Raw genomic sequence first — 13,364 nt, forward strand, 5'->3', positions numbered from 1 at the left:
CTAAACTTTACAGCTTGATCTGATAACGCGTACTACGCCCACCGCCCGGTAATTTCTCCAGACAACCTTTCTCCAGTAATTCCGTCAAATGGCGCGTCGCCGTGGCCTTACTGACCTTCGCCACTTTTTGATATTGGCTGGCGCTGATGCCGTCCTCAAACCCTTGTTCTCCGCCATCCAGTAAGCGATTCAATACGCGATTTTGTTCAGCGTTCAATTGGGCATTGTGATGTATCAGCCAGAATTTCGCTTTGTTCTGTATCCGCGTGACCGATGCCAGCGCCTCTTCCAGACTGTCATTGAGCACATCGAGGAACCACAGAATCCAGGCCGTGATGTCCAAATCGCCGCGCTGTGTCTCTTGCAAAATCCGGTAATAATCTGCGCGCCGGGTGAGAATCGATGACGACATGGCATATAAACGGATGCTTTGGCTGTCTGCTTGTGCCAGCGCCAAATCCGTCAGCGCGCGCGTAATACGACCGTTGCCATCATCGAATGGATGCAGCGTAACAAACCACAGATGACAGATGGCAGCGCGCAGCAGTGGATCGAGTTGAACCTCGTTATGGCTGTGATTAAACCAGCGAATAAACTCATCAAGCTGCAGTTCAAGCCCGTCGCGCGGTGGTGCTTCAAAATGCACGGTTGGGCGATCGATACGCCCGGATACCACTTGCATCGGCTCCTCACCGCGCAAACCACCCACGTTCAGACGCTTAATCGTCCATTCACTCGACGGGAAAAGCCACTGATGCCACTGGCATAACCGCTCAAAGGTGAGTGGCGTATCGCGCTGGGTGATGGCATCCATCATCATGGTGGCCAGTCCTTCGGATCGTTCGGAGACGGGATAGGGCTGTTCCAGCGAGACACCTAATCGCCGCGCAAGGGAAGATCTGACCGATTCGGCGTTAACACGCTCATCTTCAATGGCGGAGGAAGACAGGATATTGGCGAGTAGCGTATTCAGCGTTTGCGTATCGGTGTTATCGGAGATGCTTGCGCGGCCCAGCAAAATGCCGCGCTGCTGCTGAAGATAGCGCAATCGTGGCAGGAGTTTTTCCTCCTGCCAGCGAAAATTTGGCCACTCAGGTTGCTGCCATATCCACATAATTCGCCTCATCTCATTTGCCAATGAGCCAAAAGGTGATGCTATTAGGCTCATGTTCTGAGCCATAAAAGTGGTTATTCGGCTCGTATATTGAGCTGAATGATACGATTTAATCGGCTCAAACGCCAGTGAATATGCGAATTTGAGTCCTATGAGAAGGCTAAAGGTGTGGCGATTTCAGGCTGAAATTTTCGCGGCAGTGGAAAAGGAGTTAAGTGCCTGATGGCGGCCTGAGCGCCGCCATCAGTAAGAATGAAGTGACTTTGGTTGTAGCAGTGATGGAGAGCAGATCAATGGGTGAAAAGTGAAAATGTTCCGGAGTAGTAACTCACCATCCACGCCACATACACCAGCCAAACCAATAGCAATCCTGTTAAGCCTAATTTACCTGTCATGATGCATTCCTCTTGTTATTTGGCGTCATGTGCCCTGTAACGAATAAGCTGACAGGATGATGAGATGACGATCTTGCGCCAGATCAAAAACAGCAGGATTTTGTCGCGGAAATGCACAGGTAAAAAATGATCCAGGCAGAGAAAAGGTGTTGGGTCTCGCTTCGCTAAACCATTTATCACAGAAATTATAAAGAATTTAAGCGGATAAAAAGTGCCGCTTATTGAACATATTTGCCAAATATCCCGGCATAACCCTCCAGATATTCTAGAGTTAATCGCGAAGTTTAAAAAACACACAATCCTGCAATCGTTTATGGCAAAGGACATTATTTTGAACATCGCAAACCAAATACCCAGACTTTCGTTCTGGAATAAACTATTTGCTCTTATTCTGCTGTTGTTGGGGATTATTCTGGCCGCAGGCGGGGGCTGGCTGGTGGCCTTAGGCGGAAACTGGTACTACGTGCTGGCCGGCATAGGGCTGATCATCTCTGCTGTACTGATATTCATGAAGCGCACCAGCGGTGCAGGCTGGTTCGCGCTGGTGTTTGTCGGTACGCTGATCTGGACCATCCAGGAATCGGGGCTGGATTACTGGCGCTGGGTGCCGCGCTTTGCCTTGATGCTGATTCTCGGCATCGTGTTTGCCTTTCAGTTACCCAATCTGGCGCCGCGCGTCAGTCGGGGTGCTTCACGCGCGCTGGCGGCCGTGCTGATTGTCGCCTTTGTGATTGCGGCTGCGCTGCCCTTTGCACCACTTAATGAAACGCCGGCTACCGATGTACCCGCTGCGGGTTCGGCCAACTTCATGGCGGATACCGGTAATGGGAAAGCGTCCACGCCAGACAATGGTGACTGGTATACCTACGGCGGTTCTCTGGCATCGCAGCGTTTCGCCAATGCCAGCCAGATTACCCCGGATAACGTGAAAGACCTCAAGCTGGCCTGGCAATTCCGCACCGGTGATTTACCCAAAGCGCGTTGGGGCGGTGAAAACACCCCGATTAAGGTGGGCGATACGCTCTATACCTGTACCGCACGCAATATGGTGTTCGCGCTGGATGCCACTACCGGCAAAGAGAAGTGGCATTTTGACCCGAAAGTCAGCGACAAATCTATTCCGTACACCGCCGCCTGTCGTGGGTTGACCTGGTATGACAGCCAGACCAACAGCCATGCAACCACTGGACAGGAAACGGCTGTTGCACCGAACGGTGATAACAGTGACTGCCAGCAGCGCATCATTCTCGGTACGCTGGATGCCCGCATCATTGAGTTGAACGCTAAAACTGGTGAAGTGTGCCGCAGTTTCGGCAATCAGGGCACGGTCAATCTCGCAGAAGATATGGGGGAAACCTACGACGGCTATGTGGCTATCAACTCAGCGCCGGTGGTGATACGCGACACGTTGGTAGTGGGACATCAGACGATCGATGGACAGCGCGCATTTGGCCCGCCGGGCGTCATCAAAGCCTATGATGTGCGCACGGGCGCGCTGAAATGGGCATGGGATGCTGCCGACCCGGATACGGCGACACCGAAGAAAGGACCTAATGCCTATAAACGCGGTTCACCGGATGTCTGGACCTCGTTCACCGGTGATGACAAGTTAGGATTAGTGTATCTGCCGGTCGGGAACTCCTCCGGTGACTATTGGAGCGGTACGCGCTCGCCTGCCGAAAACAAGTATTCGGTCTCACTGACGGCATTAAATATCGATACCGGCTTACCGGCCTGGACTTTCCAGACAGCACACAAAGATGTGTGGGATTACGATCCCGGTTCTCAGCCCACGCTGGTGGATTATCCGGATAAAAACGGCGGTAAGACACCGGCAATTATCATGCCGACCAAACAGGGTGAGATTTATGTGTTAGATCGCCGCACCGGTAAATCGCTGTTTGGTGTGGAGGAACGCCCTGTACCCGGCGGCGGCGTTGAGCCGGATCAGCGTTCGCCAACCCAGCCTTATTCGTTGTTCCATCACCTGAGCAAACCGGACCTTACGCCGCAGGATATGTGGGGCTTAACACCGGTGGATCAGTTGGTGTGCCGCATTCAGTTCCAGCAAGCCAGTTATAAAGGGCAGTACACACCACCGGAAGCCGATCGTCATTCGATTGAGTATCCGGGTTATAACGGCGGTTCTGACTGGGGCAGTGTGGCAGTGGATCCGACTCGCGGCATCATCATTGCTAACTACAACGATATGCCGAACTACAACATTCTGGTGCCGCGTGCGAAAGCCGATGCGATGGGCTGGAAACCCCGCGATGAAATCCCGTATAACCCACACGATACCGGTCATGCGGAAGGGGCAGGCGATCCACAAATCGGCGTGCCTTACGCGGTGAACGTGAATGCGGGTTGGCGCTTGCCGTACACCGGCATGCTGTGTAAAGAGCCGCCGTACGGTGGCATCCGCGCCATTGACCTGCGTGATGGCCGCACTATCTGGGATCGTCCACTGGGCACCGCACGTCGCAATGGCCCGTTTGGTCTGCCAACCGGATTGCCAATTAACATTGGTACGCCGAATAATGGCGGCTCTGTGGTGACATCCAGCGGCCTGATCTTTGTCGCGGCAGCCACCGATGACTTGATCCGCGCCATCGACATGAAAACCGGTAAGGAAGTGTGGAGCACGGAACTGCCTGCAGGAGGCCAGGCCAACCCCATGATCTACACGCAAAATGGACGTGAGTATCTGGTGATTGTCGCGGCAGGGCATCACTTTATGGAGACGCCGGTGGGCGATTATGTGCTGGCATACGCGCTGCCTGAACAGAAATAACCACCATTGAAAACGGGATTAGGCTGCGGCCTAATCCCGCCATAAACACATTGTCATCACATCTCTGTGGTCATCACGTTCTCAGGGATTCACCTCTTCCAGGCGGCGATTCAGCGTGCGTGGACCAAATACACCAATGGTAAACACCACAATCGCCATCGCGCCGGAAATCACGGCAAACACTGAACTGACCCCCATCTCACTCAGCACCCAGGCAATGGTAAAACCTGACAACATGCCGCTGATACGACTCACCGAATAGACCAATCCAATCGCTTTAGCGCGGAAACGCGTCGGGAACAGTTCGGCCTGATAGGCTCGGTAGGAGAAGGTCATACAGGTGCTGGCCAGCGACAATAGCAGTCCCAACGTCACCAGCATCACCGGTTGCGACTGCCAGGAAAACACCGTGCCGACGAGGGCAATGGCCAGCGCGGAACCACTCACCAGCCACTTACGCTCAATGCGATCGGCAAAGGTCATTGCCACCAGCGGCCCCAACGGGCTGGCAAAAGCAATCAGGAAGGAATAGAGCAAACTGTGGGTAAAGGTCACACCTTTTGCTGCCAGCAGTGTCGGGATCCAACTGGCAAAACCGTAATAGCCAATCGACTGAAAGAAGTTGAATACCAGCAGCATGAGGGTGCGACGGCGGTAAGGCGGACGCCACATCTCATTTTTCACTGCCGGTATAGATTCAATGGGTTGCAACAAATGGTTATCAATGGCAGGCAGCGCCGCGCCGGTGGATTTAGCCACGCGCGCTTCCAGTCTGCGTACCACGTCTTCCGCTTCTTTGTAACGGCCTTGCTCAACCAGCCAGCGCGGGCTTTCGGGTAAGCCCATGCGCAGGATCCACACCAGCACCGCGCCGATACAGCCAAACAACACCACCCAACGCCAGCCGCTCAGGCCGAGAATTTCCTGGGGGACCAGCTGCCATGAGAGGAAAGCGATGGTCGGAATCGAGGTGTACTGGATGGCCTGCACGAAGGCATAAGATCTGCCGCGCAGACGCGCCGGAATGAATTCGGAGACATAGGCATCAATGGTGACCAGCTCGGCGCCAACGCCAATCCCCGACACAATGCGCCAGAACACAATGGAAAACGGATGGTGCTGAAACGCCATAATGCCACTGGCGATCGCGTAAACCAGTAATGCGATAATAAACACCTTTTTGCGCCCGATGCGGTCGGCCAGATTGGCAATCAACAAGGTGCCGAGGAAAACCCCGAGGAACATCGCCGCGACAAACGCCCCCAGGCTATGGGGATCAAAAAAGTTATGGCTGCCGTGGGAAAAAATCCCCTCACGCACCATACCGGGACCGATATAGGCGGTCAGGAACACGTCATACACTTCAAACCACCCCCCCAACGCCAGTGCAAAAATAATCAGCCACAGCGGGCGGGCGGCAGGTAAGCGTTCCAGACGCGCAGAGAGTTGCGCACCAAATGCTTTGCCTTCTTCTGGTGTGAAGTTGTCACGCCAGGTCATCGGCGGGGGGATCGACTCGCTCAGCGAAATTTTTTTCAGCACGGTAGGGTACTCCGTTGTTTTTATAATGGTTTGTTAAGGGCTGGCCGGATGGCCATGCCCGATAACACAGGTGATTCAGGGTTTTAACGTTAAACCGGGCAGCCTTTCGCACGCAGAATCGCGTTGAAGCGCTCAGGGTCGTTGTTGCCTGCCACGTTGCTGGCGCGGATCTTCTCCTCACGCTGTGCATGTTGCTGTACGCGAGGCAGCAGCACACTCAGCTCATCCTGCGGGATTGCAATCACGCCGTCGGCATCGGCGACGATCAAATCGCCCGGTGACACCACCAGTCCTGCACAGTGCACGGTGGTGTTCACTTCACCTGGGCCTTCTTTGGAAGGGCCGCGCAGAGTGTTACCCCGGGCCCAGCAGGCAATACCGCCTTCTGCCCATTCATTCAGATCGCGCACGGCGCCATCAATCACGAAACCGGCAATCTTTTTGGTGACGGCAGAGGTGCGCATCAAGCCACCGATCAGCGCCTGAGTCAGATCGCCCGAGCCATCGACCACAATCACATCGCCCGGCTGCGCCATCTCGATGGCTTTATGGATCATCAGATTATCGCCAGGACGCACCTTCACGGTGATCGCCGGGCCGCACAGCACCAGGTTGGCATCGTTGTGATACGCCTGTAAGCCAAGCGCACCAACACTGCGCCCCATGGAGTCGCCAATGTTCGGCACCGGCAAGGCACGGAAGGCATCAATCACGCCCGCATCAATCTGTGCTCCGCGCTCACCGATGAAATAGCCAATCGGCCAGTCTTTATGGATGGTCATAAGTTAACTCCGGTTTAACACCTGCGGATTGACGCAGGCGGATGGGTTGATCTGTTGGTTATCAAGAAAAGCCAGACACTGACGTGCTGCGCTCTGTGCAACGGCATCCAATGCCTGCGGGGTGGAACCGCCAATATGCGGGGTTATGATCAGGTTGCTGAGCGCGCGGAAGGGATGATCGGCAGCCAGCGGCTCAAGGGTCACCGTGTCCAGCGCTGCGGCACGCAGTTGCCCGCTTTGTAATGCGGCAGCCAGCGCCTCTTCATCAATCAATTCACCGCGTGCGGTGTTGATCAGTGTGGCGTGAGCAGGCAACTGTGCCAGGCGTTGCACGTTGAGCATCAAGCGGGTTTTTGGCGTGACCGGACAGTGCAGACTCAGCACGTCCGCCAGCGGCAATAATTCGTCCAGCGAGGTACAGCGTTGCGCCCCTTCAAAGTCGCCATCTACCGGGGCAGCAGGATCGAAAAATGCGACCTGCATCCCAATCACACTCGCGAAGCGCGCCACGCGGCGGCCGATTTCGCCAAAGCCGATCAGACCCAGGGTTTTGCCCTGCAGTTCTTCGCCATCACCGCTGCGGGTCCAGCGCCCGGCGGCGACTTCCTGCTGAAAATAGGGCAGACGGCGCGCGCAGTTCAGCATCAGCGCCAGCGTCAGTTCGGCAACAGATTGCGCATTGGTGGCGGGCGTGGTCAGCACCGGAATGCCACGTTCGGTAGCGGCAACCACATCAATATTGGTGACGCCCACGCCGTGTTTGCAGATGATTTTCAGCGTTGGACAAGCGTTGATGGCTTTCGCGTTCAATTCAACGGTGCGCGAGATCACCGCGTCATACGCCACGCTGCTCATACGCTGTTCAACTTCGGCAACGTCATTGGCGTCATCCAGATAATCGACCACACAGCCTGCTTCAGCGAGCAGTTCACGGCCGCCCTGGCCGAGGCTGGTAGTGGTCACGAGAAAGCGATAAGTCATGTCGGTTCTCCGATAGGGTTTACGACATCCTGGCATCGACAACCGATAAAAAATATTCTGCGAAGGTTATTAATTCATTCCTGACAGGAATAATGACCTGAGACGGAAGCTGAATCGTCACACGCTATAACGTTGGAATTTTGTTAACAAACAGATCGCATGTTGCTGGGATTGTGTTCTGCTATACGCTTTAGGATTTTTACTTAAAAAATCGTTAAAAACGCAGAGTTAGCGGAGCGCAGCGGCCGTATATCAGCAGGCTAAAGACCGCATAAATAGTGTGATCTACTTCAAAAACCTCCCTCAGTACCCTGACACCCCTCAGTTATTTTATCGTCGTTGTTTTGAGCAAAGTGCGCCGCAAAGTTGCACAACTCATGCATTGCGCGTTTTTTAGCCGCACGAAATGATAAATGTAACTAAAGTTATAGAGTGTACCGTTTGGTTCATTAACAACTACATAATAGAACGGTTACATCATGTCTCACTCAAAAGATCTCTTTGCTGTGCTCGGCCGCGTCATGGCGGTGGGTCTGTTCTTCGCTTCGGGTCTCGACAAAATCACCCACTACGCAGACAACCTACAAACCATGGCGAACAACGGTGTTCCGGCCTTTTTCCTGCCGCTGGTGATCCTGCTGGAAGTGGGTGGCGGTCTGGCCATTGCCTTTGGTTTTCTGACACGGTTCACGGCCATTTTTATGGCGGTGTTCTCGGTTCTGGCCGGATTCCTGTTCTATCAGGGATACAGCCACGCACACCTGATGGTGTGGTTAAAAAATATCTCCTGCGCTGCCGGTTTCCTGATGCTGTGTCTGAACGGCGGCGGTAAATGGAGCCTCGATCATCTGATTCAGCAACGTCTAGCACGTCATTAAGATTTTCACCTAACCATTTAATTATTCAGGATAAAACCCATGAAAAAACTCCCGACAGTGCTGCTGTGCGGTGGACTTTTCTGTGCCGCGAGCCAGGCCGCCGAACCCGTTAACCAGGTCGCCGTATTAACCCATCACCAGGCGCAACAGTTGGTGGAGAAAGCTGAGCAGATTATTGGCAGCCATCACATCGGCGGCGCGATTGCGGTGGTCGATCCTTTTGGTCAGCTGATCGCTTATGAGCGTCTGGATGGTGCCACACTGGCCAACAGCGAACTCGCGCCGAAGAAAGCGCACTCAGCCGCCGCCTTTGGCGTGCCGACGTCCAGCTTCCAGCAGAAAATCGCTGCCGGTAATGTCGGCATGCTGGGTAACCCGGTGGTGGTGCCGCTGCCTGGCGGTGAGCCAGTGAAAGTGAACGGTGTGGTTGTGGGCGCCATTGGTGTCAGCACGCCAGATGGCAACGTGGATGCGGAAGCGGCACAGGGCGCGCTGTCGGCGTTGAAAGCAGGTTAGCCATGGAAAGAAGACGTTTTTTACAACTGATGATGGCCACACCGGTCATCGTTTCAATCCCGTTGCAACCCCTGTTGGCCGCACCTGCTGATGCCTCACAAGCGCTGCTGTTGCGCGCCAGTGAACTGTTAACCGGACGCCGTGGCCTCGATATCGGCATTTCTGAACGGTTATGGATGCTGCTGTGTGAACAGGATGCAGGATTCCCGGCTCAGCTAGCGCGCCTGATGACGCGTCTCAATGCGTTGCATAGCGAAGATCGTGAGCAGATCGTCGCGCAACTCGATGACGCGGATGTGAAGACCGCGCTAACGATTATTTCGCCGTGGTATCTCGGCTATACCGGTCATCCGTCTACGACCAAAGCGGTGGATGACGCGCACTTCGTAACTTTCCTGTCGGCGCTGATGTATGAGCCAACGCGTGATCACACCATTCGCCCAAGTTATGCCAGAGCGGGCGGTGATTACTGGGCCGAAGTGCCTCCGGGCGTCACAGCGCCACCGATGTCCACCTTGATCCGCGAATGGGGCGATCAATCGCCTCTCGCCGCAAAGCAGATTAAACAGCCTGATGCACCCTGGTTACTGATGGTGCAGGGCAAAGCCAAAACCCTCGTGGAAGCCGAGGCGATGCTGGCGCAGCACAATACCCTATAACAAGAATCGAGCAGGTACATCATGAGTGAATTTGATGCCGACGTGGTGATCGTCGGCTCCGGTGCGCTGGGCGCCAACGCCGCTTATCAGCTGGCGAAAGCGGGCAAATCGGTGATTATGCTGGAAGCAGGGCCTTATATTCCACGCTGGAAAGTGGTGGAAAACTACCGAAACGGCGCCAGTAAACGTAACTGGTGCACGCCATATCCGAATCTGCCGTGGGCACCCAACTCTTACACCGAAGGCTATATCGATGCCAAAGGGGATGACGATTTCGAATACGTCACCAGCTACTTACGCGTAGCCGGCGGCAGTACGCGTCACTGGGCATCCGCCTGCTGGCGCTTGTTACCTAACGACTTTAAGCTGAAAAGCGTCTACGGCGTTGGCCGCGACTGGCCGTTTGAATACAGCGAGCTGGAGCCCTGGTATGTCAAAGCTGAGCGCGAAGTAGGGGTGGTCGGCACCGCCGATGAGGACCAAAGTGGGCAAGGGCGCGGTCACTATCCGCCACGTTCAGCGGAATATCCGCTGCCGCCGGAAGCCAAGCCGTATATGGTGCAGCGCATGCAATCAAAGCTGGGCCCGATGGGTTATCAGGTGATCCATGAGCCGCACGCCCGCGTGTCACGGCCCTATGATGGCCGTCCGGCTTGCGCGGGTAACAACAACTGCGAACCGATCTGCCCGATTGGCGCGATGTATTCCGGCGATATGCACGTCGATAAAGCGGTGGCGCTGGGCGTGCAGTTACGCACCGAATGTGTGGCCTGGAAGCTGGAGAAAGGCGCAGGTAACAAGATCGTCGCGCTGCACTACCGTCAGCCCGATGGCAAAGACACGCGCCTCACCGCCAAAACTTTCATCATCGCTGCTCACGGGCTGGAAACGCCGAAGCTGCTGCTGATGAATGATGTAGCCAACAGTTCCGATCAGGTCGGTCGTAACCTGATGGATCACACCGGTTTGAGCCTCACGTTCCTTGCTGACGAACCGCTGTGGACCGGCCGTGGCTCGGTGCAGCACGGTACTATCGCCAATCGCCGCGATGAAGCCAGTCGCGCACAGCACTCGGCGATCCGTTATTCACTGCGTAACCTGGTGCCCAACGTTGATGTCACTGTGCCGCTGCTGAAGCAAGGCATGATGGGGCAAGCGCTGGATGATGCGATTCGCGACCGCGCCTCGCGCATCATGAACATCAGTACCATGAGTGAAACGCTGCCCAGTCCCACCAACCGCGTGACGCCAAATTACGATCGCAAAGATTCAATTGGCCTGCCGATGCTCAACGTCAATTACCATCTTGATGATTACGTGCGCGGTATGCGCCCGCAGGCGTACAAGGATTTCGCTAACTTCCTGCAGGCCTTTAACGGTGAAGTGATTGAAGCCCCGACCGGCTGGCGTAATCAGTATCACATCATGGGCACCACCATCATGGGGGATAACCCGCGTGATTCGGTGGTCGATGCGCATTGTCGTAGCTGGGACCATCCCAATTTGTTCCTCGCCACCACCGGCGTGATGCCGACCTCTGCCACGGTGAACCCTACGTTGACGGGGATCGCGCTGGCGTTGCGTATGGCCGATACCATCGCGAGGGAGATCTGATCATGCGCAAACATATCAGACATCTGGCTGCGGCAAGCCTGTTGCTGGCCGGTGCCGTGCAGGCACAGGATGCTTCGCCGGATCTGGTCAAGCGAGGGGAATATCTGGCCACCGCCGGTGACTGCTCGGCCTGCCATCGCGATCCGCACAGTGGCAAACCTTTCTCGGGCGGTTACGCGATTCAGTCACCGATGGGGATGATTTACGGCTCCAACATTACGCCGTCGAAAACCGCTGGGATTGGCAACTATAGCCTGGCGGATTTCACTGCGGTGATGCGCAAAGGCAAAGCACCGGGCAATCATTACCTCTATCCGGCGATGCCTTATACCTCATTTGCCGGACTTTCAGATGAGGATATCCACGCACTTTATTCCTATCTGATGCTCGGTGTGCCAGCCGACGATCATCCGGCGCCTGAAACCGATCTGCCGTTCCCGTTCTCTTTCCGACCGGTGATGGCGATGTGGAATCTACTGTTCCTGGATAGCAAGGCCGTGCCGGGTAGCGATGCGGCCGCAGGCAGTGCAGAACGCGGCGAGTATTTGGTGCGCACGCTGGTGCACTGCTCCACCTGCCATACCCCACGTAACGGCATGATGGCGGAACAAGGCGATCGCTTCCTGTCGGGCGGTAAGGTTGGCAGCTGGACAGCACCGAATATCACGCCAGATGCACAGGCAGGTATCGGTGACTGGAGCGAAGCGGAGATTGTCACTTACCTGCGCACAGGTGCGCTGCATGGTAAAGCGATTGCCGCGGGTGAGATGGGCACAGCGGTGCAGAACTCGTTCTCGAAAATGCAGCAGAGCGATCTGGAGGCAATGGCGCACTACCTGAAACAGGTGCCTGCGATTGGCGGTGCGGATCGTAAAGTCCCGTCAGTAGCGCCGCAGCCTACACCGCTGTCGGCCATTGAAACCGGCATGAAAAATGAGATCACCGATTATGTCTCCGGCGATGCGATGAGCGGGGCGCAACTTTACAACGGCGCCTGTGCCACCTGCCACGCCAGTGACGGGCGCGGAACCCACGATGCTCAGCGTTTCTATCCCTCGCTGGTGGGATCTTCAGCGGTGCTGTCGGACGATCCCGCCAACCTGATCATGACGATTGCGGAAGGGGTCGATCGCCAGACTGGCAACGAACACGCCTTTATGCCGGAATTTCGCACCCAGTTTAGTCAGGCCGAACTGGCCAAAGTGGCGGATTACGTCTCCACCAACTTCGGCAATCCGCAGCATGCGATTACGCCAGCTGATGTTGAGCAAACGCTGAAAGGCGAAAGCGGCAGCTGGCTGGTGCGATACGCGCATGCGTTAAGCATCATCGGTGGCGTCGTTGCGCTGCTGGTGATCCTGGGGGCGTTGATCCTTCTTCTGCGCCGCCGGAAATAACTTTTACGGGCGGCGTTGACGTCGCCCGTATTCATAACGGTATGACCCTTTAAGGAGTAACTTCAATGAAAAAGGCTTTATCCCTTGCGCTATTGAGCGCCGCGCTGTTCGGTTCTGCTGCCGCGCATGCCACCCTGACGCAAACCATTCTTTCCCAGGGCGATGCGCAGAAGCTGATCGCGGCCGCGCAGGAAAAAGCGCACGCGCTGAACGCCAACGTCTGTATTGCCGTGTTGGATCAGTCAGGCCAGCTGCTGGCGTTTAACCGTATGGACAATGCCCCCGTTGGCTGCATCGATTCCTCCATTCTGAAAGGCCGTGCGGCTGCGTTGTATCGCACGCCAACAGATAAATATATGGATCGCGCCAACGGTAAAGAACCGGCGATTGCGACCTTACCGGGCGTCATTCCGCTCGGCGGCGGCTCACCGGTGGTGTGGCAGAACAACACCATTGGTGCGGTGGGCGTCAGCGGTTCTGCTAACCCGAATGAAATCGCCATCGCCAAAGCAGCAAGCGACAGCTTTAAATAACGACGCCGGTCGTTGCTCAAATATTCATGATGCAAAGGTGCACCTTGATGCACCAGCGGGCGGCCTGAGGGGCGCCCGTGCAACATCACACCTCATTCAATTCTCCTCCGACCTGCTTATCCATCAAGTTCCTGCGCCGCGCGCCGATAGTCTCTACAG

The 13,364-nt window shown here is 55.6% G+C and carries 11 protein-coding genes; 7 read left to right on the plus strand and 4 right to left on the minus strand.

All coding sequences use genetic code 11. From position 1 onward, the window contains the following. Positions 1–7: 7 nt before the first annotated feature. Positions 8–1,114, minus strand: a complete 1,107-nt coding sequence (locus F3J37_RS15690) for a Fic family protein (protein WP_166934289.1) — start codon at positions 1,112–1,114, stop codon at positions 8–10. A gap of 726 nt (positions 1,115–1,840) precedes the next feature. Between F3J37_RS15690 and F3J37_RS15695 the strand changes: the two genes are divergently transcribed. Next, the gene (locus F3J37_RS15695; RefSeq protein WP_240154109.1) at positions 1,841–4,303 is read left to right on the plus strand and encodes a membrane-bound PQQ-dependent dehydrogenase, glucose/quinate/shikimate family; all 2,463 of its coding nucleotides are present in this window, start codon (positions 1,841–1,843) and stop codon (positions 4,301–4,303) included. Between the two features lie 81 nt (positions 4,304–4,384). Here the strand turns inward: F3J37_RS15695 and F3J37_RS15700 are convergent, their stop codons facing one another. The 3 genes from F3J37_RS15700 to F3J37_RS15710 all read right to left on the minus strand — a co-directional run bounded on the left by F3J37_RS15700 (position 4,385) and on the right by F3J37_RS15710 (position 7,608). Then, positions 4,385–5,845, minus strand: a complete 1,461-nt coding sequence (locus F3J37_RS15700; protein ID WP_166934291.1) for an MFS transporter — start codon at positions 5,843–5,845, stop codon at positions 4,385–4,387. A gap of 89 nt (positions 5,846–5,934) precedes the next feature. Further along, complete coding sequence (locus F3J37_RS15705; RefSeq protein WP_097117859.1) at positions 5,935–6,627, minus strand: RraA family protein; 693 nt, start codon at positions 6,625–6,627, stop codon at positions 5,935–5,937. A gap of 3 nt (positions 6,628–6,630) precedes the next feature. Then, entirely contained in the window at positions 6,631–7,608 is a 978-nt protein-coding gene (locus F3J37_RS15710; RefSeq protein WP_166934293.1) for a hydroxyacid dehydrogenase, read from the minus strand. 479 nt (positions 7,609–8,087) lie between these two features. Here F3J37_RS15710 and F3J37_RS15715 point away from each other — a divergent pair, with 479 nt between their 5' ends. From F3J37_RS15715 to F3J37_RS15740, 6 genes are all read left to right on the plus strand, one after another. Continuing rightward, positions 8,088–8,486 (plus strand): DoxX family protein, encoded by a 399-nt coding sequence (locus F3J37_RS15715; RefSeq protein WP_058961083.1) that lies wholly within the window; start codon positions 8,088–8,090, stop codon positions 8,484–8,486. Between the two features lie 39 nt (positions 8,487–8,525). Continuing rightward, positions 8,526–9,002 carry a GlcG/HbpS family heme-binding protein gene (locus tag F3J37_RS15720; protein ID WP_034829790.1) on the plus strand — a complete coding sequence of 159 codons (477 nt, stop codon included), beginning with the start codon at positions 8,526–8,528 and terminating at the stop codon, positions 9,000–9,002. A 2-nt stretch (positions 9,003–9,004) separates the two neighbouring features. Then, entirely contained in the window at positions 9,005–9,661 is a 657-nt protein-coding gene (locus tag F3J37_RS15725) for a sugar dehydrogenase complex small subunit (protein ID WP_166934295.1), read from the plus strand. 21 nt (positions 9,662–9,682) lie between these two features. Then, positions 9,683–11,275: a GMC family oxidoreductase gene (locus F3J37_RS15730; protein WP_166934297.1), complete on the plus strand. Its 1,593-nt coding sequence runs from the start codon at positions 9,683–9,685 to the stop codon at positions 11,273–11,275. 2 nt (positions 11,276–11,277) lie between these two features. Further along, a complete protein-coding gene (locus F3J37_RS15735) occupies positions 11,278–12,672 on the plus strand; it encodes a cytochrome c (RefSeq protein ID WP_166934299.1) in 1,395 nt (464 codons plus the stop codon). 65 nt (positions 12,673–12,737) lie between these two features. Then, complete coding sequence (locus F3J37_RS15740; RefSeq protein WP_034829794.1) at positions 12,738–13,205, plus strand: GlcG/HbpS family heme-binding protein; 468 nt, start codon at positions 12,738–12,740, stop codon at positions 13,203–13,205. The last annotated feature ends 159 nt before the right edge of the window (positions 13,206–13,364 follow it).

The sequence above is a fragment of the Candidatus Pantoea communis genome (genome assembly GCF_011752685.1).
Taxonomy (GTDB): domain Bacteria; phylum Pseudomonadota; class Gammaproteobacteria; order Enterobacterales; family Enterobacteriaceae; genus Pantoea; species Pantoea communis.